The sequence below is a fragment of the Candidatus Omnitrophota bacterium genome (assembly GCA_034717435.1).
In the GTDB taxonomy this organism is placed as follows: Bacteria; Omnitrophota; JAUWXU01; order JAUWXU01; family JAUWXU01; genus JAYELI01.
Genome location: JAYELI010000020.1, coordinates 1 through 22,387 on the forward strand (window position 1 = coordinate 1; position 22,387 = coordinate 22,387).

Below are 22,387 nucleotides of genomic sequence, written 5' to 3' on the forward strand. Positions count from 1 at the left end.
TCCCTACAGATAAATTATCATTGTCCGATATTATTCATCGGTTCAAAACCCTAACAACAAAAAAATATATTGACGGTGTAAAAAATGATAATTGGGAACCGTTCAATAAACATCTATGGCAACGGTCGTTTCATGACCATATAATCAGGAACGATAAATCATTGAACGATATCCGTGAATATATAATCAATAATCCGGCCACGTGGATTGATGATGCGGATTTTGCCTGCGGCAAACCCGCTGATTTCTGTGTTATAAAAATTCCAAAAGACTTTACATCCCGCCGCATTTATACTATATTATCAACATGCTGATCAAATACTTAATCTTAGGCCTGGTCCAGGGGCTAACTGAGTTTTTGCCGGTAAGTTCATCCGGCCATTTGGTGCTCTTTCAGGACTACTTCAATTTAAACACCAACCGCTGCCTGATAGATTTAATCCTCCACGCCGGAACCTTGCTGGCTGTAATAGTTTTTTTCTTTAAGGATATAAAAAACCTGATCCGGGAAAAGAATTTAAAAATTCTCATTTATATCGCGGCTGCCACAGCTATTACCGGCATATGCGGAGTGACAGGCAGCGGATTTTTCAAAACTCTTTTTGATTCCGCAAGTTTAGTTTGTGTTATGCTTATTATAAATGGCGTAGTGTTACTGTCCACCAAGAAGTTTTTGAACGGAAAAAGGGAATTTTCCGATCTGAATATAACCGATGCCCTCTTGTTGGGAATCAGCCAGAGCCTGGCTATTATTCCCGGGATTTCCCGCTCCGGCCTGACTATAAGCGCTATGTTGTTTAAGGGGGTAAAAAAAGAAAGCGCCTTTAGATTTTCTTTTCTGGCTGCTATACCAGCAATCTTAGGCGCTTTGATTTATGAATTGAAAAGTTTGACTTGCCTTACGCTTAATACTACCAGCTATGTATTACTTGGAGCGCTGGTGGCTTTTATAAGCGGCTTATTTGCTCTTAAGATATTATATATCATAATCCGGCGGGCAAAACTACCACTTTTCGGTTATTACTGTCTGGCAACTGCTTCTATTTACCTGCTTCTTCACACTTAATCAAGAGTTCTTTCCATCTTTTGTCAACATTGGCCTGAAGTTCCTCAACCGCTTTTTTATTTTCCTCTTTTTTCAGGTGTTTAAATCTACCCTGTAAATACAACCAATCGGCCAAAGGACGAATTTGTTTAGGCTTATAACTTAACTTCCATTTACCATCTTCAATTTCATACAAAGGCCAAAATCCTGTTTCAACCGCCAGCTTAGAAACCTCAACTACTTTTTCCGATGGAAATCTCCAGCCCCGGGGGCATGGAGCTAAAACATTTAAAAATGCCGGGCCGTTAACACTAAATGCCTTCTGGGATTTAGTGACCAGGTCGTTCCAGTTAGAAATTGAAGCCTGGGCAACATAAGGAATATTATGAGCGGCTACTATGGCTGTGAGATCTTTTCTGAACTGGCTCTTTCCAAAGCTGGCCTTTCCGGCAGGCGCGGTAGTAGTAGAGGCGCCATAAGGGGTAGCGCCTGAGCGCTGAATGCCGGTATTCATATAGGCCTCATTATCATAACAAACATAAACAAAATTATGTCCTCTTTCAAGCGCGCCGGATAGGGATTGAATACCTATATCATAAGTCCCTCCGTCCCCTCCAAAGGCCACGAATTTTATATCTTTTTTTATCTTTCCCTGTTTTTTCAATGCCCGATAAGCTGTTTCAACGCCGCTTATGGTAGCAGCCACATTTTCAAACGCGTTATGAATAAAAGGAACTTCCCAGGCAGTATAAGGGTAAATAGTAGTAGCGACCTCAAGACAACCTGTAGAACAGCCTACTACCACCGGATTTTCGGTCCCCATCAATATCTGGCGGGCCGCTATCGAGGCGCCGCACCCTGCGCACAGCCTGTGACCGCTTGAAAGACGCTCCGGAATAACGCGGGAAAGTTCTTTTAAATTAGCCATCTTTTAACGCACCCCTAAATAATTGACCTTTGTCTCAAGCTTATTATCTTTTACCGCCTTAATTAAATCTCTAAAAACACTCTCTATTTCTTCTATGCCTATGTCGCGGCCGCCCAGGCCAAAAATATGGTTATTCATCAAAGGCTTGTTGTCTAATTCATAAAGCGCTGACCTGATGTCTATAAACAACGGCCCTCCCTGAGTAGAAAAAGACTCGCTTCTATCCAGTATACTGACCGCTTTCAGGCCGAAAAGTTGTTTTGCGATTTCTTCTTTGGGAAATGGCCTGAAAAAACGGGGCCTTAAAAGCCCCGCCTTAATGCCTTCTGCCCTGAGGTTATCCACTACAACCTTTGCCGTACCCGCGGTAGAGCTCATTACAACCAGCGCTATTTCGGCGTCATCCAGCCTATAGGCCTCAAACAATCCATAATTTCTTTTAAACTCTTTATTAAATTCCCCTAATACCCCGGGTATTATAGTAAGCGCGTTTTTCATTGCTTCTGACTGCTGGCGCTTGTGTTCAAAGTAGTAATCCTGCAAATCTAAAGGACCGACGGTTATCGGCCGTTCTATATCCAGAAGAGAAAACCGGGATTTATACTCTCCGATAAATTCCTTTACTTTCTTATCATCGAAGATTTCCAGGCCCTCAACAGCGTGGCTGGTAATAAAACCGTCCTGACAAACCATTATCGGCAGTTGGATATCTTTGTGTTCGGCAATTTTTACTGCCGCGATAATGCTTTCATAAACCTCCTGGGCATTTTCACAGTAAACCTGGAGCCAGCCCGAATCGCGCGCCCCCATTGTATCTGAATGGTCGCAATGGATATTAATCGGCGCAGACAATGCCCTGTTTACAGTCGGCATTACAATGGGAAGTCTTGTGGAAGCCGCGATATAAACTATCTCCCACATAAGCGCCAGCCCATTAGCTGAAGTAGCGGTCATTGCGCGCGCGCCGGCAGCTGCAGCGCCCACACAGGCGCTCATTGCGCTGTGTTCTGATTCAACCGGAATTATCTCTGTTTTAACCCGGCCGTCGGCCACAAACTGGGAAAAATTCATAGCTATCTCTGTCTGCGGGGTAATCGGATAAGCAGCGACAACATCCGGCTCAATTTGCCTCATTGCCTCGGCCGCCGCCTGATCCCCTGTCAAAGCTATAAGCTTGTTCATTTTTCCTCTTAACCGTAAACTGTAAACTAAGTTATTACCCCTTCTCCATCGTAATACATTTTACCGGACAAACAGACGCGCAGATCCCGCACCCCTTACAATAATCATAATTAAAACCGGTCATTTTACCGTCTTTAACCATAATGCAGGAATCAGGACAATATACCCAGCAGATCAAACAATTAATACATTTGGATTCATTTCTCACAGGCTTAAATGTCCGCCAATCGCCTGTTTTATATTCTTTGGCTGTTCCTCCCTGAGCGATCAATCCCCCGATCGGTATCTGCTTCCAGCCTTTTTTCTCTATTTTATTCATCCTATTTTTACCTCTTCATAGGCCTTTTTGACTGCTTCGATATTCGCCTGGGTCTTTTTTTCACCAAGTTTTTTTAAAAATTTTGCTTTTAGTTTTTCAATCACCATATCCACCGACAAAACGGGAAAAACCTTGAGAAGCGCGCCAAGCATAGGCGTGTTGGGTGTAGAAATACCTACAATGTCTAACGAAATCCGGGTAGCGTCCACTGCGGCTATTTTGCCATTTTTATAGTTCAGTTTTTCTTTTAAAGTTTGAGGGGTATCCGGTGAATTTATAACAACAATGCCGTCTTTGGCCAAACCCTCCAGAACTGAAGGCGTGGCCAGGCTTGGATCAATAATCACCATTGCTTGAGGATTTTTGACTCCGGAATGAACTCTTATCGGATGAGAACTGATCCGGGTATAAGTATTTATCGGCGCGCCCGCCCTTTCCGGGCCATACTCAGGAAACGCCTGGATATATTTACCGTCTTCTAGGGCTGCTTCTGCTAAAAACTGGGCAGCGGTCTTTGCCCCCTGCCCTCCTCTTCCGTGCCAGCGAATCTCTGTTATTTGGTCCATAAATCCTTTATTTTTTTTCCTCCGTCAAGCCCAGGTATAAACTCATAAACGTGATCATAGCCACCAAACCGAAATAGGCATTGACTCCGCTGGCTAAGATTCCTCCAATCATCTGACGCTGAGAGACAGCTACGGGAACAAGCAGTATGCCCACTACAACAGTCGCGCCAATAATCATCAGCATCATCAAGGCCAGGGTTCCCATGGCGCTCCCCAGAAATTTCCTGGCAAAACCTACGGATTTACGGACAGATTCAATAATCCCGCATTCCTCGGCTACCAGAACATAGGGCGAATAGAAAAAGAGAATACTCACGCATGCTGTTATGATTCCGAGAATCATATAGATAAAGAAACCCAGGGACTTAAGAATCGTATTACCGATAACCCGGTCTGCTAAAGCAAGGGTGCCCTGGCAAAATATAACCAGCAGCCCTATTATCAGACCGATCAGCATGCCTAAACCAAGCAGGCGCCAGAAAAATTTCTTTCCTGAAGAAAATAAATTATTTAAACGAGTTGACCCTTTTTTGATTATATCCCTGACAGAACCCAAAAGCCCTGCCTGGACAAAAATACTTAAAAACAAAAATATTATGATAACCCCTATGGCCAGTGATGATTCACTTAAAGACGGAGAAACTCCCTCCTTTATGGATTTAAGCGGAAGGCCGATCAAATTTGAGAAAATATTAAGAAGAAACAGCACTCCGACTAAAACCCAATTTTTCCCGGCGAGCATAAAACCTTTTTTAATCGCTTCTTTTGTCCCCATTTCCTACCCCCTTTTTTTCTTATTAAGTTACCAAAAAAACGGCTTGTTGTCAAGCATGGAGTTCTCCTCTGGCCTCCATTGCCTTACTTAAGGTCGCCCGATCGGCATACTCCAGGTTACTGCCGACAGGAATACCGCGGGCGATACGGCTCACCCTTACCCCTAAAGGCTTGATGAGTTTGACCAAATAGAGCGCTGTGGACTCTCCGTTTGTGTTACAGTTGGTAGCGATTATGACTTCTTTAACGCCTCCTGAATTCACCCGCTCCAAAAGCTGGTTTATTGTTAATTCAGCCGGTCCCATTCCGTCTAACGGCGAAAGCACACCCAATAAAACATGATATACACCGTTAAAACTGCCCGTTTTTTCAATGGCCGCGATATCGCTAGGCTCCTCAACCACGCAAATAATAGATTTATCCCTTCCCCCGCCCCGGCAGATCCGGCAAATAGGAGCCTCGGAAAGATTATTACAGACCACACAATAAGTTATCTTTTTCTTTACCTCGATTATTGACCGGGCAAGGGATTCTGCTTCCTGAACCGAGGATTTCAGGATATACAGGACTAATCTCTCAGCCGTCCTGGACCCTATTCCCGGGAACTTTGCCAGTTTTTTTATCAGCCCCTCTATTATCTGGTTATAACTAACCACTTCTTTTAATTATCCTTCCTTTAAATACTTCCAGGGCAGATTGAATAATCGGCGCGGAACTAGCCCGGGGGTTTTCAGGCAGTGCCTTATCAGCCAGGCTATCCACAGTAGTAATATCGATTTTTATCTTTTGACCCAACATGTGTTTGAAGCTGTTTTCAACCATGGTCCTATTTTTTATATCTTCCAAGCTTTCTTTGTGAAGCGGCATTCCGGCCGAAAAACCAAGGGTTATCACGTTGTTTTCTACCTTGACCGGTTCTCCTTCTGCTAAAAATGTCCCAACTGACATCTTTTGTTTTTTTACCCTTTCCAGCAATTCTGGCCAGATTTGTTTAACTCCGGACAGATTAAGGCCGGTTTTTTTTGGGTCTTCTAATGGTTCATCAGGCAAGTTACCAACAACAGGGTTTTGAGTTACGGAATGTTCGGTCGCAGGATCTTCGGCCACAGGGTTTTCAGCCGCAGGCCGCTCAGCCGTCCCCCCTAATTTTGATTCCAGTTCGTTCAGCTTATCTAAAACTTCATTCAGAGAAGCAACTGTTCCCCTGCGAGCTATCTTTATTGCAGCTATCTCCAGGGCTATTCTTATCGTAACTCCTTTTTTTATCGACAGTTGGGTATTGGTTAGAAGATTAATAATGTAAACAAGCTCCTCAACAGAAAATGAATGCGACTGGGCAACGACCTGGCTGATAGATTCTGGAGGCAGGTTTATCAGCTTGGAAGGATCATCGCTCAATTTGGCCATGACCAGATTACGAAAATAACCTACCAGGCCGGATAGAAACCGATCGCCGTTTCTGCCGCTATTCATCATCTGGCCGACTAGGTTTAACAAGCCCGGAGCATCTTTAGCAATCACTGCCTGAGTAAACTCAAACAGAATGCGCTGGTCAAATATACCCAGAACAGATATCACATCCTCGAAGCCGACCTCGCCTTCAGAAAAGCTGGCCACCTGGTCTAAAATGGATTCAGCGTCTCTCATGCTTCCCTGGGAGGAACGGGCTATATAAAATAGGGCATCGTCCCTGACCTTTAATTTTTCTCTGTCGATTATCTGTCTTAGCTTAGCCAGGATTTTGTCCATCGGAATTATTCTAAAATCAAACCTCTGGCACCTGGAAAGAATGGTTAAGGGAAGTTTGTAAGGCTGGGTGGTGGCAAAAATAAACTTTACGTGAGCAGGCGGCTCCTCTAAGGTCTTGAGAAGCGCATTAAACGCGTGTTCGGTCAACATATGAACTTCATCAATAATATATATTTTGAATTTTCCCTTAATCGGGGAAAATTTTACGTTTTCCCGCAAGTTCCTGATTTCATCTATCCCCCGGTTAGAGGCCCCGTCTATTTCTAAGACATCCATGCTGATCGAAGAGGCTATTTCTTTGCAGGCCTCGCATTCCCCGCAGGGCGAAACAGTCGGGCCTTTTACGCAATTTAAAGCCTTGGCCAGGATCCGGGCAGCTGACGTCTTGCCCACCCCCCGCTGGCCGCAAAACAAATAAGCATGAGCCAGGCGCTCGGTCTTGATAGCATTTTTTAAAGTAGTAACAATATGCTCCTGGCCGATTATCTGGTCAAACGTTTGAGGTCTGAATTTCCTGGCTAATACAAGGTAAGACATAACACGATCTATCCTCTTACTAGAAAAAACAAAAAGGTAAAATACCCTAAAACTAAAGCCGCGCCTTCCAGCCTGTTTATTACAAAACCCCTCTTGATTAGCGGAACCAGGGCTACGCTAAAAGCCAGCATTACCGGAAAGGTGAATCTTAACGCCCTGACATCTATGGCCAAAGAGCCTATCATGCCGGTTATGCCGATTACAAACAAAATATTAAGAATGTTGCTTCCGATAATATTGCCTACAGCAATATCTTCCTTCCCGCGAAAAGCGCTGACTACAGAAGTAGCCAACTCGGGTAAAGACGTCCCGACGGCAAACACGGTCAGGGCAATAACCCACTGTTTTATTCCTAACGCCCCGGCAATAAACGTACCTGAGTAAACCATTAAATATGCGCCGGATAGTAAAATAACCAGGCCAGCCAGACCTAAAAATATGCTTTTAAGTTTATTGTTTTTTCTGTCTAAAATCGGCCGGGCGCTTTCCTCAATTTCCGAAGCCAGGGCGGGCCTAAAAAATAGAAATCCGACAAACAATATTAGCCCAATTAAAAGGATTAGTCCATCAAAAAAATTAATCTTTAAATCCAGGGCCATTAGATATAGAAGGAACGCCGCGCCGATCATTATTGGAAGCTCTCTTCTTAAAATCCTTCTTTCTATCTTCAGGGGAGAAACCAGCGCTGTCAGGCCCAACACCAGGCCGATATTGGCAATGTTACTGCCGATAACATCACCCAGGGCAATATCAGCCGCGCCCTTGATAACCGCCACTATGCTTACTGCGGCCTCAGGAGCAGATGTTCCGAATGCGATAAAGGTAAGGGCGATAACAACCGGCTTTATACCCATAGCCCCGGCAAAGTTTGAAGAACCGCGGACCAGCCAGCCGGCTCCGGTTATTAATAATACCAGGCCGAAAATAAAAACAATAGACTGCGTAAGCACGTTGAATATAATACTCTCTTAGGCAAAATAAGTCAATTTTTTGTTTCGAAATTTAAAAAACTATGATATACTTTTTATGACGTAATTTTTTGTGAAAAAACACAAACAGCTGGAGACTTTATGATAAAATTTAAAGGAAAGCTATTGGTTATTGGTTGCGGTTCTGTTTCTCAATGCGCTATTCCGCTGATACTTGAGCTGATCGAAATGCCCCCCCAAAAAATCACCGTTATAGATTTTGTTGACAACCGCTCGCGGGTTAAAAATGCCTTGGCTAAAGGGGTAAACTATGTCCTAACGAAAGTAACCTCTGACAATTACAGCCAACTGCTTAAAAAATACGCAGGCCCTGGCGATATGATCATTGATCTTGCCTGGAATATTGATTGTAATACCATGCTCCAATGGTGCCGGGACAACCAGGTGTTATACGCAAATACTTCTGTCGAAGAGTGGAACCCTTACAAGGATTCCGAGCGCAATGACCCGACTAAATATACCCTCTATTCCCGGCATATGATACTCCGTGAAATGATAGCCAGGTGGGGGAATAATACCGGAACCACTTCTATTGTTGACCACGGAGCCAACCCCGGGCTTGTATCGCATTTTACCAAGTACGCCCTGATAGACATTGCCAAAAAGATTTTAAAAGAAAAACCTAACGACCCAAGAAAAAGTAATTTGGAAAATGCACTGCAGGATAAAAATTTTGCAAAACTGGCCCAGCTCCAAGGAGTTAAGACCATTCACATCAGCGAGCGGGACACACAGATTACCGACAAACCCAAGCAGGTAAATGAATTTGTCAACACATGGAGCATTGAGGGTTTTTTTGAGGAGGGAATTGCCCCGGCAGAATTAGGCTGGGGAACGCACGAGCGTTATGTTCCTCAAAATGCTTATTTTCACCAGGTCGGCCCGAAAAACCAGATCTGCCTTAGTTCGATCGGCATGAAAACATGGGTGCGTTCCTGGGTCCCTTGCGGAGAAATTACCGGAATGGTTATCCGCCACGGAGAAGCATTCAGTATTTCCGACCGGCTCACGGTCTGGAAAAACGGAAAAGCTGTTTACCGGCCGACGGTTCATTATGCATACTGCCCATGCAATGCCGCTGTTAACTCATTGCTGGAGCTTGAAATGAGACAGTACAACCTGCAAGAAAAACAGAGGATAATGAACGATGAAATTATCGACGGCCGCGACGAACTCGGAGTGCTTCTGATGGGGCATGATTTTAAATCATGGTGGTGCGGCAGCCTGCTTGATATCCATAAAGCACGGAGGCTCGTCCCCCACCAGCAGGCAACTACTCTCCAGGTAGCAATTTCTGTGGTAGCAGCTGCTGTCTGGATGATCAAAAATCCAAAAAGAGGATTCTTGCTGCCCGACGATGTAGACCACGAAGAAATATTAAACACCTCCCTGCCCTATATAAAACCTTTTATCTCAAAAGCAGTTGACTGGACACCGCTAAAGAATCTGAATACAAAATTCACCAAGTTTGACATTTCCCGGCCCAAACACGAAGATGTCTGGCAGTTTACAACGTTTTTGGCCAATGCAAAAGAAAGGTTAAACGCTTATGACCCCGATGCAAAACAGCCTGAGCTTAAAATCGATAAAGCCTAAACTTAACGCAGCAAACACCGGGAACGGCGCTGGTGGAATTGGAAGCATTATCAGGAAAATGTTAAAAAAACACCGCACGCCCCTGATGTTGATCAAGCGCCGCGTCCTTGAAAAACAGTACAAGCGTTTTCGTAAATGCCTGCCTGATGTTACGCCTTACTATGCCATAAAAGCCAACCCCCATCCCGGCGTGATCAGAAAATTCATCAAGCTCGGGGCTGGTTTTGACGTGGCAAGCGCTGCCGAAGCAAAAAAAGTTTTGGATCTTGGCGCTTCGGCGGAAAAAATCATCTTTGCTAATACTATTAAAACTCCCGAAGACATTATATTTGCCCGAAAGCGCAAGGTTAATCTTATAACCTTTGACAATGAGCCGGAGCTTTATAAACTTGCAAAACATTACCCCGGCGCACGTGTACTTGTCCGTATTAAAGTAGCAAATTCAGGGAGCATAGTGGAGCTTTCCCTTAAATTTGGCGCAGATCCGGAACATGCATTTCTTCTTCTACACAAGGCAAAGACCATGGGTTTAGTGCCGATGGGTATCAGCTTTCATGTGGGTTCTCAGGCTACCAACGTTGAAAACTATTTGCAGGCACTTGAGATTTCAGCCGGTATTTTTAAAAAAGCAAAAGAAAACGGGCTGGAGTTAAAGATTATGGACATTGGAGGGGGTTTTCCAATTCAACACTTTGACAATGAAACCGGAATAAATTTTGAAAGAATGGCCTGTCAGATAAAGCGTCCAATGAAGGCCTTGTTCGATAAAGGTGTTAAATTTATTGCTGAACCGGGACGATTTTTAGTCGGGCCGGCTGGAATTTTAACTACGCAGGTTATAGGGAGGACATTCCGCAACAACAAAAATTATTACTACCTTAATGACGGCATTTATGCTGATTTTTCCGGTATGGTATTCGATCACTGCAAATATGAATTTAAGACGTTAAGGCGGGGCCAAAAATTTTTAAGCACACTTGCCGGACCTACCTGCGACTCTTTTGATACTCTTGCCCTGAATGAAGAAATCCCCGAACTCTATGTAGGCGATGTGGTTTACGTAAAAAATATCGGCGCCTACTCCTGCGCTAGCGCCACCGCCGGCTTCAACGGCTTCCCTCCGGCAAAAATTGTTATGGTCTGATCTTACGGGTTAGCTGTTGTTGTATGTGGTGGGTAAATATTGACGTTATGACGATTTTGGTTAGATTGCTTCGGGCACTGCGTGCCCTCGCAATGACGATGGCGGAGAGGCAGGGATTCGAACCCTGGGTACGGAAAACCGTACACGTGCTCTCCAGGCACGCGCGCTAAACCGGGCTACGCGACCTCTCCAATAAAAACATAATCCCGAAGTTTCGGAATTATTTGTCTGAAGGAATAAAGAACATCTCCTGTCTTTTCTTCTTAAAGAATTCCTTTAACAGCTGGCCGCTTTCTTCAGCCAAAACACCTTTTTTTACTTTTATCCTGTGATTTAATTTTTTATTACTAGTAATATCAAACACTGACCCGCAGGCACCGGTCTTGGGGTCTTCCGCCCCGTAAACCAGCCTCTTTACTCTGGCCAACACCAACGCGCCGGCGCACATTGCGCAAGGCTCAACCGTAACATACATCGTGCAATCATTAAGCCGCTCATTCCTTAGATAACCAGCAGCCTGGGTTAGGGCAATCATCTCTGCGTGGGCAGTTGGGTCTTTTAGCAATTTGATCTGATTGTGGGCCCGACTGATGATTTTTCTGTTATAAACTATAACGGCGCCTATTGGAACTTCGTCTTTTTTAAAAGCCCTTCCGGCTTCCTTCAGCGCCTCGTCCATATATATATTATCTATCTTGCTCACTTAGTAAACCCTTAGAAAGCACCGACAATTTGTCCTAATGGCAAATTGTCGGTGCTAATTCGAACATATCCCGAAACTTCGGAATGATTTCATTGGCGTGCCTGGAGGGACTTGAACCCCCGACACCCTGGTTCGTAGCCAGGTACTCTATCCAACTGAGTTACAGGCACTATTTTCATGGCACCAAAAAGCATATGCTTGCCACATACCATTCGCTTTGCTCAGGTATGTGGCATGAACCCGAGCAAAAATTTCGTAAGAAATTTTTTGTGAGTGGTTCATGGCGGAGAGAGAGGGATTTGAACCCCCGAGCCTTTTTCAAGACTACTCGCTTTCGAGGCGAGCCGGATCAACCAGACTCTCGCATCTCTCCAATGAGGACATAATTTACGAAAACTCTTCGAGTTTTCGTAAATTATAAGTCCGAATTGGATTCCGGACCCCGAAGGGGTTCGGAATCTTCTTCATCACTCTTCAGTGCTTACTCCTCAATACTCTTAATAGCAGCCTTTGCGACCGTCCGCACATCGCTAAATTCATCTTTCAGCATCGGCTCAAGCAGGTTTAAGACAGACTTGTCTTTGATCCTAGCCAAGGCCTCAATCGTCTTTACTTTTATTTTTATGTTTGTTGTGTCTAATTTCGCCACCAGCACAGCCACGACTTCTTTATCCTTGAAACGGGACAACGCCTCGATCGCCTGGATAACCACGCTGCTGTTTACGTCGTTTAATCTTGCAATCAAGTCCGGAATGGCTGATTTATCACTCATTATTGACAACGCCTCTGCTGCCTTCAGCCGGACGCCTGCGGATAGATCTGAAAGAGACGCGATGAAATCAGGAACAGCGCTCTGGTCTCTTATCTCGGTCAAGGAAGACAAAGCTGCGATCCTTATGTTGGCATTAACGTCTTTTAGTGCCGCTTTAAAAATATCAGCTGAATCATGAACCTCCATTGCGCCTAAAGCCCTGATCGACTCCAGCCGGATCCGCACCCTGGAACTGCTTGTCAACTCTCTGAGAACCGGAGCTGCCTCCCTGATCTCATTCTCTTTGATTATTTGAATGACGCTGATTAATACTGATGTCTTGAGATAATCATCTTTTAAAGCGCCTGTTAATTCAGACGCTGCCCTCTGACCGGCTTGGATAAGATGTTTTTTGGCAACTACTCTTTTTTGGGAATCGGCTAATTCGTCGATCCACTGTTTAATTTTTTCATTCTCGCCGGCACATAAATAATCCGCTGACAACAATGAAAAAACCAAAGATACAACTGCTGTTAAAATAAAAAGTTTCTTGGTTTTCATATTACCCACCTCCCTTATTTTATTGGTTAATCTCTGCGAAGCCAGATAAGTTACGGAATCCTGAATTTATCGAAGGATGAGGTAATTTATTGGCGGAGAGACCGGGATTCGAACCCGGGGATCCGGTTTAAATCAGATCAACCGCTTAGCAGGCGGCTCCTTTCAGCCAGCTCAGGCACCTCTCCATAAAACATCTTGTGCATCTTTTTTTTAATCAATTCCTATGAAACATGAAACAGGGCAAGGCGGAGGAAAGAGGATTCGAACCCCTGGAGGCCTTACGGCCTCAACGGTTTTCAAGACCGCCGCATTCAACCACTCTGCCATTCCTCCAGCTAAAACATTCTACTACGGGCTTGCCGCCATGTCAATTTACAATAATAAACCTGTAACCAGGTATTGATAAAAATTCAAGGTCTGGCGGGAGCTGTCCTTGACAAACTCCAGAAAACTGACCTCTGCAAAAAGCAAACTTAAAATAAAAACCAGGATAGCCAGGTTAATAATATAAATCACGCTGATAGAAAACAGCGTCCCGAACCTCAGGATGTCGGGCTGTTTCATTTTTATAAAGTGCGCGGTAAATACCACGTGAAACGCCCAGCTAAACCCGACCAAAAATATAAACTGACTGACATATTCATAGGCCCCGAAAAAAAGAAAGGCGCCAAGATACACACAACAAACCAGGACCGTATAAAACGGAAAAAAATAAGGTCCGAGAACTATAAAAAAATTCGATTTTGTAGTAGTTACTTCTCCGCCTTCGGGCATCGCCCGGAAAGACCGGACTTTACCCCCGCAAAACCAGGTAAATATGACGTGGGTTAGTTCGTGACCCACAACATAAAAATAAGACGGTTTATAAAACAGGGAATGGATTATTAAATAACCCCCTACCCCGCCTAAAAAATAAAGTTGATCCTGCCCAAGATCGCTGACCAGGGCTAACTGGCCGTATAAAGACCTGGAGGCAACTGCTGCTATGGGTATGGCCAGCAACCCCAGCAAAAACCTTAATATTTTTTTCATTCTATCTTATTCCGGCCATCCATATACGGCACAAGGGCCTTAGGCAGCTTAACGTTTCCATCGCGCTGTTGAAAGTTCTCCAGCAGCGCCGCCACTGTTCTGGCCAAGGCAACACCTGACCCATTAAGCGTATGAACGTACTGCGGTTTAGCGCCGGTCTTGGGTTTATACTTTATATTTGCGCGCCGGGCCTGAAAATCGTTAAACATAGAACAGCTGGATACCTCCAGCCAGCGCTTGATGCCCGGGGCCCATACCTCTAAGTCATAGCACTTAGCAGCCGCAAAGCTAATGCCCCGGGTGGGAAGAAGCACAACGCGATAGGGAAGCTCCAGGAGCTCTAACACCTTCTGCGCATCCTTAAGCAGGGATTCTAATTCGTCGGAAGAACTCTCGGGCCTTACAAACTTTACCAACTCTACCTTGTCAAACTGATGGACCCTAACCAGGCCTTTGGTTTCTTTTCCGTAAGAACCGGCCTCCCGTCTAAAACAAGGGGTATAAGCAGTATAATAAATAGGCAAATCATCCTCTTTTAAGATTTCATTCTGGTGAATGTTAGTCAACGGAACCTCAGCTGTCGGTACCAGGAAATAATCCTCATCTTTTAACCGATACATATCTTCTTCTAATTTCGGCAATTGTCCTGTGCCGGTCATTGAGCTGCGGTTAACAAGAGAGGGCGGCCAGATCTCAACATAGTTATGCTTTCTGGTGTGCAAATCAAGCATAAAATTTATCAGCGCCCTTTCCAGTTTTGCACCCTGGCCTTTAAACAGGCTAAAATGAGAACCCACCAGTTTGCTGGCCCGGCCAAAATCCATGATTCCCAGTGCTTCTCCTATTTCCAGATGGGTCCTTGGCTCAAACTTAAGCTTTGGTAAATCCTTGTGTTGCCTGACTATCTTGTTGGCTGCAGGCTCAGAGCCCACAGGTACTGAAGGATGAGGTATATTTGGGATTGTAAGGCTAATTTCTCGGATTTTCTGCCCAAGTTCTCCTACTTTCTTATCTATGCCCTTTATTTTTTGGGAAATGACCTTCATTGAGTCTATTTTGGCCCGGCTATCCTTTTTCTCCCTAACAAGATTGGCTATCTCTGCTGAAGCCAGGTTCTTTTTGTATTTAAGATCCTCCGCCTTGATCAATAAAGTTTTTCTCTTCTCGTACAAATCCAACAGGATATCTATACCAATTTTTATTCCCCGGTCTTTTAAAGACTTGTTTACTATTTGTTCGTTTTCTTTGATAAATTTTATATCCAACATCAGCCTTTTATCACCCCTAACGGCCTCATTCGGCAAACCTTTTTGCCAATACCGGCTTTATGAACCACATTCACTACATCATTTATGTTTTTATATGCCTGGGGCGCTTCTTCTGCCAGGGTAGCTCTTCCCTTGGCACGGACAACAATCCCTTTATCTTTCAGCTCCTTTTCCAACACCCAGCTTTTAATAGACCTGACCGCTGCTGTCCGGCTCATAACTCTGCCCGCGCCGTGGCATACTGTTCCGAATGTCTCCTCCATTGCCTTCTCGGTGCCCACTAAAAGATAGGAGTTCCTACCCATATCACCGGGAATAATTACCGGCTGGCCTATTTCTTTATATGCCGGCGGAATATCCCGATGGCCTGCCGGAAAAGCCCGGGTCGCGCCTTTTCTATGAACACAAAGAAGTTTTTCCTTCCCGTTAATTTTGTGCCTTTCGAATTTGGCAATATTATGAGCAACATCGTAAATAAGATCCATGCCTAATTTTTTAGGGCCTTTATTAAAAATTCTTTCAAATACTTTCCTGGTTAAATGCATAAGGCACTGCCTGTTTGCCCAGGCATAATTGGCCGCGCAAGCCATAGCCCCGATATACGACTTGCCTTCAGGAGAATTCACCGGCACGCAGGCAAGCTGGCGGTCAGGAACACTAATATTATATTTAGACAGGGATCTGACCATGCTTTTAGCATAATCATCGCAGACCTGATATCCCAGGCCCCTTGAACCGGAATGAATCATAACTGTTATCAATCCCCTGGCTAAATTAAGCTGAGAGCATATCCGCTCATCATATATCTCATCGATTACTTGTATTTCTACAAAGTGATTCCCCGAACCAAGGGTTCCTGCCTGGTTCCTGCCTCTTTCTAACGCCCTTTCTGAAAGCTTAGAGGGATCTGCGCCTTTTAATGCCCCACATTCTTCAGTCACCTCCAGATCCTCCTTCCAGCCACACCCTCTTTCCACAGCCCAACGGGCGCCCTTTATCAAAAGGTTCTCCTCGTCTTTACCGGCGGTTTTTATCTTACCGCCCACCCCTACTCCGCAGGGGACATTGGCAAAAAGGCCGTTAACCAATTCTGTAAGCCGGGCTTGCACTTCAGCCAATTCCAAATCAGTGCGCATCAGCCTCACACCGCAATTGATGTCAAAACCAACCCCTCCCGGTGAAATTACTCCGCCGGCCTCAATGTCCGTAGCCGCTACTCCGCCAATGCAAAAACCATACCCCCAATGAATATCAGGCATTGCCAGGGAATGTTTGACTATTCCCGGCAGGACCGCTACGTTGGCTACCTGGTTAAGGGACTGCTCTTTCTCGATGTCTTTTAACAGCTTCTCATCGGCATAAACCATTCCCGGCACACGCATCCCCGGCTGATAGCTCTTGGGTATGCGCCAGCGATAATCATCTATTTTTTCTAACGGCCCCTTCCACCCTTCCTTCATTGTTCACCTTTCTGTTTTTTGTCTTCTGGCTTCTGATCTCCGCATATCATACGTCAAATATCACCTCTGCCTGCCATGCGTCTTTAATTTTTCGCACCTTAAGCCCATGATAGGTTACTGCTTTGATCTCTGTTTTTAAACAGTGTCTTTTTAGGTTCAACTTCTCTCCTGTCACCCGGGCAACAAGCCTCTTTCCGGTCAACTCTTCGATCAAAAACTCTTTAAGGATTATTCCCTTGCCGTTAAGTTGATAGAGAAGTTCGCCCAGCCATAACAAAAAAAGCTCCTCAACGTCGGGAGCCTCTAATTTTATCTCAACCTCTTTCTCTTTGCGAACATTTTTTAGATCCGCCAGGATTCCAAACATCCCGCAGGCAGCGTTAACAAACAATTTCTTCAAATTTTTCCCGTACGCTTTGATTCCGATATCAGCAGTATGGTCTATGAGTTCGTATCCTCGGCTCTTGGGCTTTGAGTTGTTTGTGCCCGTTAGAATATGAGCTTTGAGCTGGTCGTGCCCGTTAGGATATGTGCTTCTGTCTTCTATTATTCTTCCCCCTCCTTGGTTACTATTTTTGCAATAGAAACCACCTTATCTTTGCTTTTCAAAGAAATAATTTTTACCCCCTGCGTATTCCTGCCCATAACCCTAATACCCCGGCTGGCGCACCTCACCACCATGCCGCTCTCGGTAATAACCATTAACTGATCATCATCAACCACTGTTTCAACGCCGGCTACTGTTCCGTTCTTTTTGCTTGTTTTAATATTTATAACACCTTTACCGCCCCTGCCAATTAATCTATATTGAGACAGGAATGTCCGCTTGCCATAACCATTAGTTGTTATCGTGAACAAAGTGGCTTTGGGCTCTACTATCTCCATGCCGATAACCTCATCCTTCTTACCCAGCCTTACCCCCTTAACCCCGCGGGCTGAACGGCCCATTGACCTGATCAGGCTTTCTTTAAAGCGAATAGCACGCCCTTCTTTGGTAACCAGAAGTATTTCTTTTTTCCCGTCAGTCAGGCCGGCGCTTATTAAACGGTCGCTCTTTTCTAAGTTAATGGCCATTATCCCGTTCTTCCTGGGATGGCTAAAGGCGGAAAGATTTACTTTTTTTATCAGGCCGTTCCTGGTAGCCATAACCAAAAAATGCTTATCGTCAAATTCCTTAACCGGAATAAATGAAGTTATGTTTTCCCCCGCTGAAAGGCTTAACAGGTTAATAACAGCCCTGCCTTTAGCCAGCCGGCTTGCAGCCGGGATCTCATGAACCTTGAGCCAATAAATCTTTCCTTTATCGGTAAAGAAAAGGATGTGGTCATGGGTCGCGGCTATAAACAGGTCTTCGATAAAGTCTTCTTCTTTTATATCCGCGCCGCTTACCCCCCGGCCTCCGCGCCTTTGAACTTTATAGGTCGTAAGAGGCACCCTTTTTATATAGCCGGAATGGGTTATTGGAATAACCACGTCTTCCTCGGCAATCAGGTCTTCTATGTCGAGCTCTTCAACTCTTTTTACTATCTCGGTGCATCTTTCGTCCCCAAATCTTTTTTTGATATCCAGCAGTTCTTCTTTAATAATGGCCAGGACCTTTTTTCTGCTTTTTAAAATAGACTCATAGAGCTCTATTTTTTTGATCACATCAAGGTATTCTTTTTCTATTTTTTCTCTTTCCAGGCCGGTCAACCGCTGAAGCTGCATCTCCAAAATCGCCTTTGCCTGGATCTCGCTTAATGAAAAATCTTTTATCAGCTTTTCTTTGGCTATTTCTACTGTTTTAGAAGACCTTATGGCCTTGATTATTTTATCAAGGCAGCGGAGCGCTATCTTAAGGCCCTCCAATATATGCGCTCTGTGTTTGGCTTTCTCCAGCTCAAAAATCGTGCGCCGGGTTATCACCAACTCCCTGTGTTCGATAAAAGACGAGATCAACTGCTTTAACGACAGCAGTCTGGGCCGGTTATGGACCAGGGCAAGCATAATTATCCCATAAGTAACCTGCATCTGGGTATGTTTATACAATTGATTTAAAACAATCTGCGCATTTTGGCCCCGGCGCAGCTCCACAACCATTCTCATTCCGTCCCGGTCCGATTCATCCCTTAAATCAGCAATTCCCTCTATTTTTTTTGCCTCAATAAGCCGGGCTATGGACTCTATTAGGTTGGCCTTGTTTACCTGATATGGCAGTTCGGTAACTATTATTGACTCCTTGCCGCTTTTTTTCTGGGTTTCTATCAATGCCCTTGCCCGGAGCTGGATAAGTCCTTTGCCGGTCTGATAGGCCTTTTTAATCCCTTCCCGGCCGCAGATAATCCCGCCGGTAGGAAAATCCGGCCCAGGGATAGACTGCATCAATGACCCCAAAGAAACTTCCGGATCATCTATCACCTTGATTATTCCGCTAATCGTTTCTTTTAGGTTGTGAGGAGGAACATTGGTCGCCATGCCCACAGCTATTCCCGAAGAGCCGTTTATCAACAGGTTGGGGATCCTGGCCGGCAGGACCGTGGGTTCGTTGAGGGAACCGTCAAAATTAGGCGCAAAATCCACTGTATTTTTGTCAATGTCGGTCAGCATTTCGCCGGTAATGGAGGCCAGGCGTGCCTCGGTATAACGCATAGCTGCCGCGGAATCGCCGTCAACGCTTCCAAAATTGCCTTGCCCGTCGATCAGCGGGTATCTTAATGAAAATTTCTGGACCATTCTGACCAGGGCGTCATAAACCGCTGTATCGCCATGCGGATGATATTTGCCAAGCGTCTCACCGGTAATCCTGGCACACTTTTTATATGGCTTGCTATGCTCAAGGCCCAGGTCTTTCATGCTGTAAAGAATCCTCCGGTGAACGGGCTTTAACCCGTCTCTGGCATCCGGCAAAGCCCGGCCAACGATCACGCTCATAGCATAATCAATATATGAGTCTTTTACTTCATCTTCTATATATCTGGAGATTATCTTCTCGCCCTTGGTGTACATTCGCCGCTCCGCTCCTCTATGTACAAATATTTTTATCTTTTCTCTCTACCTTCCACCCTTCTCATCTGTGCTCGTCTGTGTATTAGATGTCCAAATTCTTCACTTCCAGCGCATGCTTCTCAATGAACTGACGCCGGGGCTCGACCTGGTCGCCCATTAAAACAGTAAACATTTCATCTGCCTCTACAACGTCTTCCAGTGTTACCTTCACCGTGGTCCGACGGCTGGGGTCCATAGTGGTCTCCCAGAGTTGTTCCGGATTCATCTCCCCCAAACCTTTATACCTCTGGACAACCATACCTTCTTTACCAAGTTTTTTAACGGTCAAAAGCAGGTGCTTAAGGCCCAAAATGGACACCTTGGTTTTTTTGGCCCCATTAACCAGATAATATACGGGCTTGTCTGAATTGCCATATTCAACTATGTTCATCCCCAGTTTCCCCAGCTTTTCCACAACCTTTTGCAGTTCAAGATGTTCAAAAAACTCTACTATATCAAGCTCTTCTTCTTTATCTGTGCCAGCCAAATTAGCCAGCTGTTTGCTGTCGTAAAGAAAATGGTCTTTACCCTCCACTTTTATCTTATAAACAGGTAGTTTTTTGGTCTTAGGGTGTATAAATTGGTAATAGGTTTCAAATTTTACTCCCTTTCTACCAATAGCCTCTGCTATTTTTACCATTTCAACCAAAAGATCGAGTATGGTCTTAAATTGAGAATTGGTAAATTCCCGCTTATCCTTAGCCCCGACAAGCGTTAAGCCTTCCGCCCCCATTTCCAAAAGCGTGTTCGATACTTCTTCCTCGGTCCAAATATATTCCTCACGTTTGCCTTTCTTTATCCGATATAGCGGAGGTTGAGCAAGATACACATGGCCCTGTTTTATTAACTCAGGCATCTGCCGGTAAAAAAAGGTTAAAAGCAGTGTCTTAATATGGGCGCCGTCAACATCCGCGTCGCACATAATAATTATTTTATCATACCGCCGTTTTTCAATATTAAAATCATCCTCGCCCACACCGGTGCCCAATGCGGTAATTATTGTCCGGATCTCATTATTGCTTAACACCTTATCAAGTCTTGCCTTTTCAACATTTAAAATTTTTCCTCTTAACGGTAAAATTGCCTGAAAGCGGCGGTCGCGGCCCTGTTTGCTCGAGCCGGCAGCCGAGTCCCCTTCTACCAGATAAAGCTCACAAAGGCTGGGGTCTTTTTCGGAACAATCTGCTAATTTACCCGGCAGGCCTCCTCCGCCAAGCGCGCTTTTGCGCCTGGTAAGCTCCCTTGCCTTTCTGGCTGCTTCCCTTGCCCGGCTGGCAGTAACACTTTTTTCGATTATGCGTCTGGCTACCGGAGGATTTTCTTCAAAAAACGCACCCAGAGATTCATTAACCACCGCCTCTACCGCCCCCTGAACCTCGCTATTGCCCAACTTGGCTTTGGTCTGGCCCTCAAATTGAGGATCGGGAAGCTTAACATTCAACACCGCTGTCAACCCCTCTCTGATATCTTCGCCCGAAAGCCCGCTTTCTCCTCCCTTAAGAAAACCCTTGTTTTTGGCATACTGTTTTGCTGTTCTGGTAAGAGCGGACCTGAACCCGCTTAGGTGGGTACCGCCGTCGATAGTATGGATATTGTTGGCATAAGCAAAAACATTTTCAGCGTAGCCGTCATTATACTGCATAGCAAGCTCGACATAGATGCTGTCTTTTTCCTTCTCAAGAGAAATTACCTTTTTATGAACCGGCGTTTTGTTTTTATTAAGGTGCTCCACAAAAGAAGCTATGCCGTTTTTATAACTAAAGGCGTGCTCTCTGTCTGTTCTTTCATCTTTAACCGTAATCTCCAAACCCTTATTTAAGAACGCCAACTCCCTGAGCCTATCGGAAATAAGATCAAAACTATATTCGGTGTTCTCAAAAATAGTTCCGTCGGGTTTAAACGTAACAGTGGTTCCTGTTTTTTTGCTCTTACCGATAACCGCGAGTTTGGAAGCGGTCTGGCCTCTTTTATACTTCTGGTGATATACCTTCCCGTCTCTCCTCACCTGGACTTCCAACCATTCCGAAAGCGCGTTAACCACGCTAACCCCCACACCATGCAATCCGCCGGCAACCTTGTATGTGCGATGATCGAACTTGCCTCCAGCGTGCAGGGTGGTCATTACCACCTCTACTGCCGGTTTTTTTTGGGTCTTGTGAAGGTCTACCGGAATTCCCCTTCCGTTGTCGGCAACCGTAATAGCGCCATTTCTGTGGACAATAACATCGATTTTGTCGCAATGGCCAGCCATTGCTTCGTCAATACTGTTATCTACTATTTCCTCCACCAGATGATGTAGGCCCGTCTGGGCAGTATCCCCGATATACATAGCCGGTCTTTTCCTGACCGCCTCTATGCCCTTTAAAACATGGATGGTCATGGCGTCGTATTTTACCACCGCGTATCTCCTATTTTAAATCGTATCTCGGCCAAAGCCTCATTGCCCATTCTTTTTTGAAGTTTTTTTAATAACCTTTTTCTGTGCCTCTGGGTTAACTCATACAACCAAACAGACCCGTCCACGTTAATGGTCAAACGGCCGTTCTTTACCCCCGCAGGCCTTGTGTGCCGGCCTATTTTTCTACCAGCTACTTCCGGCCATAGTTGTAAAACACGGCCCCCGATAGACCTTTTGGGCAAGGATATGTTTTTTATAATCCTGTTAACGGTTTTGCCGATCTGTTCTGGTTGGGTTTTCATATAATAAATTGTTAAGTTCAGATTGTGTCGTAATTCATTTTAGACGATTTAAGTTTTAA

21 protein-coding genes and 5 tRNA genes are annotated in these 22,387 nt (G+C 44.9%); 4 read left to right on the forward strand and 22 right to left on the reverse strand.

The genetic code is table 11. From position 1 onward, the window contains the following. Positions 1-314: transposase (locus U9Q08_01325; GenBank protein ID MEA3328375.1), on the forward strand; the 314-nt coding region annotated here is incomplete at its 5' end. Beyond that, complete coding sequence (locus tag U9Q08_01330; protein MEA3328376.1) at positions 308-1,066, forward strand: undecaprenyl-diphosphate phosphatase; 759 nt, start codon at positions 308-310, stop codon at positions 1,064-1,066. The genes U9Q08_01325 and U9Q08_01330, both read left to right, overlap by 7 nt. On the opposite strand, the gene U9Q08_01335 is transcribed toward U9Q08_01330, so the two are convergent. Genes U9Q08_01335 through U9Q08_01370 form a run of 8 tightly spaced genes read right to left on the reverse strand, consistent with a single transcriptional unit; the run spans position 1,041 to position 8,050 of the window. Continuing rightward, positions 1,041-1,973 (reverse strand): thiamine pyrophosphate-dependent enzyme, encoded by a 933-nt coding sequence (locus U9Q08_01335; protein MEA3328377.1) that lies wholly within the window; start codon positions 1,971-1,973, stop codon positions 1,041-1,043. The two genes, U9Q08_01330 and U9Q08_01335, sit on opposite strands and share 26 nt — an antisense overlap. 3 nt (positions 1,974-1,976) lie before the next feature. Further along, on the reverse strand, positions 1,977-3,155 hold the full coding sequence (porA, locus tag U9Q08_01340) for a pyruvate ferredoxin oxidoreductase (protein MEA3328378.1): 1,179 nt from the start codon (positions 3,153-3,155) through the stop codon (positions 1,977-1,979). A gap of 34 nt (positions 3,156-3,189) precedes the next feature. Beyond that, positions 3,190-3,465 (reverse strand): 4Fe-4S dicluster-binding protein, encoded by a 276-nt coding sequence (locus U9Q08_01345; GenBank protein MEA3328379.1) that lies wholly within the window; start codon positions 3,463-3,465, stop codon positions 3,190-3,192. A 5-nt stretch (positions 3,466-3,470) separates the two neighbouring features. Beyond that, on the reverse strand, positions 3,471-4,040 hold the full coding sequence (locus U9Q08_01350) for a 2-oxoacid:acceptor oxidoreductase family protein (protein MEA3328380.1): 570 nt from the start codon (positions 4,038-4,040) through the stop codon (positions 3,471-3,473). A 7-nt stretch (positions 4,041-4,047) separates the two neighbouring features. Then, positions 4,048-4,815, reverse strand: coding sequence for a hypothetical protein (locus U9Q08_01355; protein ID MEA3328381.1), 768 nt, complete (start codon positions 4,813-4,815; stop codon positions 4,048-4,050). Positions 4,816-4,864: 49 nt separating this feature from the next. After that, complete coding sequence (recR, locus tag U9Q08_01360) at positions 4,865-5,470, reverse strand: recombination mediator RecR (protein ID MEA3328382.1); 606 nt, start codon at positions 5,468-5,470, stop codon at positions 4,865-4,867. After that, complete coding sequence (dnaX, locus tag U9Q08_01365) at positions 5,463-7,100, reverse strand: DNA polymerase III subunit gamma/tau (GenBank protein ID MEA3328383.1); 1,638 nt, start codon at positions 7,098-7,100, stop codon at positions 5,463-5,465. The genes recR and dnaX overlap by 8 nt, the downstream gene beginning before the upstream one ends. 8 nt (positions 7,101-7,108) lie before the next feature. Further along, positions 7,109-8,050 carry a calcium/sodium antiporter gene (locus tag U9Q08_01370; protein ID MEA3328384.1) on the reverse strand — a complete coding sequence of 314 codons (942 nt, stop codon included), beginning with the start codon at positions 8,048-8,050 and terminating at the stop codon, positions 7,109-7,111. A 120-nt stretch (positions 8,051-8,170) separates the two neighbouring features. On the opposite strand from U9Q08_01370, the gene U9Q08_01375 reads away from it, so the two are divergent. Together U9Q08_01375 and U9Q08_01380 are read left to right on the forward strand one after the other, a co-directional pair. Beyond that, positions 8,171-9,685, forward strand: a complete 1,515-nt coding sequence (locus U9Q08_01375) for a saccharopine dehydrogenase C-terminal domain-containing protein (protein ID MEA3328385.1) — start codon at positions 8,171-8,173, stop codon at positions 9,683-9,685. A gap of 58 nt (positions 9,686-9,743) precedes the next feature. After that, a complete protein-coding gene (locus tag U9Q08_01380) occupies positions 9,744-10,829 on the forward strand; it encodes a type III PLP-dependent enzyme (GenBank protein MEA3328386.1) in 1,086 nt (361 codons plus the stop codon). A gap of 99 nt (positions 10,830-10,928) precedes the next feature. Here the strand turns inward: U9Q08_01380 and U9Q08_01385 are convergent. The 14 genes from U9Q08_01385 to U9Q08_01450 form a co-directional block, all read right to left on the reverse strand. Next, positions 10,929-11,020 (reverse strand) — tRNA-Ser (locus U9Q08_01385). A 29-nt stretch (positions 11,021-11,049) separates the two neighbouring features. Beyond that, positions 11,050-11,532, reverse strand: a complete 483-nt coding sequence (tadA, locus tag U9Q08_01390; GenBank protein ID MEA3328387.1) for a tRNA adenosine(34) deaminase TadA — start codon at positions 11,530-11,532, stop codon at positions 11,050-11,052. A 93-nt stretch (positions 11,533-11,625) separates the two neighbouring features. After that, positions 11,626-11,702 (reverse strand) — tRNA-Arg (locus U9Q08_01395). 111 nt (positions 11,703-11,813) lie between these two features. Continuing rightward, positions 11,814-11,905, reverse strand: a tRNA-Ser gene (locus U9Q08_01400). Between the two features lie 108 nt (positions 11,906-12,013). Next, the gene (locus tag U9Q08_01405) at positions 12,014-12,844 is read right to left on the reverse strand and encodes a HEAT repeat domain-containing protein (protein MEA3328388.1); all 831 of its coding nucleotides are present in this window, start codon (positions 12,842-12,844) and stop codon (positions 12,014-12,016) included. A gap of 90 nt (positions 12,845-12,934) precedes the next feature. Beyond that, positions 12,935-13,029 (reverse strand) — tRNA-Ser (locus tag U9Q08_01410). Positions 13,030-13,090: 61 nt separating this feature from the next. After that, positions 13,091-13,177 (reverse strand) — tRNA-Ser (locus U9Q08_01415). A 39-nt stretch (positions 13,178-13,216) separates the two neighbouring features. Next, positions 13,217-13,876: a hypothetical protein gene (locus U9Q08_01420; GenBank protein ID MEA3328389.1), complete on the reverse strand. Its 660-nt coding sequence runs from the start codon at positions 13,874-13,876 to the stop codon at positions 13,217-13,219. Then, positions 13,873-15,144: a serine--tRNA ligase gene (serS, locus tag U9Q08_01425; GenBank protein MEA3328390.1), complete on the reverse strand. Its 1,272-nt coding sequence runs from the start codon at positions 15,142-15,144 to the stop codon at positions 13,873-13,875. The genes U9Q08_01420 and serS overlap by 4 nt, the downstream gene beginning before the upstream one ends. Then, positions 15,144-16,604, reverse strand: a complete 1,461-nt coding sequence (locus tag U9Q08_01430; protein ID MEA3328391.1) for an RtcB family protein — start codon at positions 16,602-16,604, stop codon at positions 15,144-15,146. The genes serS and U9Q08_01430 overlap by 1 nt, the downstream gene beginning before the upstream one ends. A gap of 46 nt (positions 16,605-16,650) precedes the next feature. After that, positions 16,651-17,154 carry an archease gene (locus tag U9Q08_01435; protein ID MEA3328392.1) on the reverse strand — a complete coding sequence of 168 codons (504 nt, stop codon included), beginning with the start codon at positions 17,152-17,154 and terminating at the stop codon, positions 16,651-16,653. Continuing rightward, the gene (gyrA, locus tag U9Q08_01440; GenBank protein ID MEA3328393.1) at positions 17,151-19,589 is read right to left on the reverse strand and encodes a DNA gyrase subunit A; all 2,439 of its coding nucleotides are present in this window, start codon (positions 19,587-19,589) and stop codon (positions 17,151-17,153) included. Before gyrA ends, U9Q08_01435 begins: the two co-directional genes overlap by 4 nt. 82 nt (positions 19,590-19,671) lie before the next feature. Beyond that, the gene (gyrB, locus tag U9Q08_01445; protein ID MEA3328394.1) at positions 19,672-22,026 is read right to left on the reverse strand and encodes a DNA topoisomerase (ATP-hydrolyzing) subunit B; all 2,355 of its coding nucleotides are present in this window, start codon (positions 22,024-22,026) and stop codon (positions 19,672-19,674) included. Further along, on the reverse strand, positions 22,020-22,328 hold the full coding sequence (locus tag U9Q08_01450) for a DUF721 domain-containing protein (protein MEA3328395.1): 309 nt from the start codon (positions 22,326-22,328) through the stop codon (positions 22,020-22,022). Before U9Q08_01450 ends, gyrB begins: the two co-directional genes overlap by 7 nt. Positions 22,329-22,387 lie beyond the last annotated feature (59 nt).

Bases quoted from the DNA above. Each gene is read 5' to 3' on its own strand.
- U9Q08_01375 (MEA3328385.1), top strand. From the start codon at position 8,171: ATGATAAAATTTAAAGGAAAGCTATTGGTTATTGGTTGCGGTTCTGTT.
- porA (MEA3328378.1), bottom strand. From the start codon at position 3,155: ATGAACAAGCTTATAGCTTTGACAGGGGATCAGGCGGCGGCCGAGGCA.
- gyrA (MEA3328393.1), bottom strand. From the start codon at position 19,589: ATGTACACCAAGGGCGAGAAGATAATCTCCAGATATATAGAAGATGAA.
- U9Q08_01380 (MEA3328386.1), top strand. From the start codon at position 9,744: ATGTTAAAAAAACACCGCACGCCCCTGATGTTGATCAAGCGCCGCGTC.
- dnaX (MEA3328383.1), bottom strand. From the start codon at position 7,100: ATGTCTTACCTTGTATTAGCCAGGAAATTCAGACCTCAAACGTTTGAC.
- U9Q08_01450 (MEA3328395.1), bottom strand. From the start codon at position 22,328: ATGAAAACCCAACCAGAACAGATCGGCAAAACCGTTAACAGGATTATA.
- U9Q08_01350 (MEA3328380.1), bottom strand. From the start codon at position 4,040: ATGGACCAAATAACAGAGATTCGCTGGCACGGAAGAGGAGGGCAGGGG.
- U9Q08_01405 (MEA3328388.1), bottom strand. From the start codon at position 12,844: ATGAAAACCAAGAAACTTTTTATTTTAACAGCAGTTGTATCTTTGGTT.
- U9Q08_01420 (MEA3328389.1), bottom strand. From the start codon at position 13,876: ATGAAAAAAATATTAAGGTTTTTGCTGGGGTTGCTGGCCATACCCATA.
- U9Q08_01355 (MEA3328381.1), bottom strand. From the start codon at position 4,815: ATGGGGACAAAAGAAGCGATTAAAAAAGGTTTTATGCTCGCCGGGAAA.
- U9Q08_01335 (MEA3328377.1), bottom strand. From the start codon at position 1,973: ATGGCTAATTTAAAAGAACTTTCCCGCGTTATTCCGGAGCGTCTTTCA.
- serS (MEA3328390.1), bottom strand. From the start codon at position 15,144: ATGTTGGATATAAAATTTATCAAAGAAAACGAACAAATAGTAAACAAG.
- U9Q08_01430 (MEA3328391.1), bottom strand. From the start codon at position 16,604: ATGAAGGAAGGGTGGAAGGGGCCGTTAGAAAAAATAGATGATTATCGC.
- U9Q08_01330 (MEA3328376.1), top strand. From the start codon at position 308: ATGCTGATCAAATACTTAATCTTAGGCCTGGTCCAGGGGCTAACTGAG.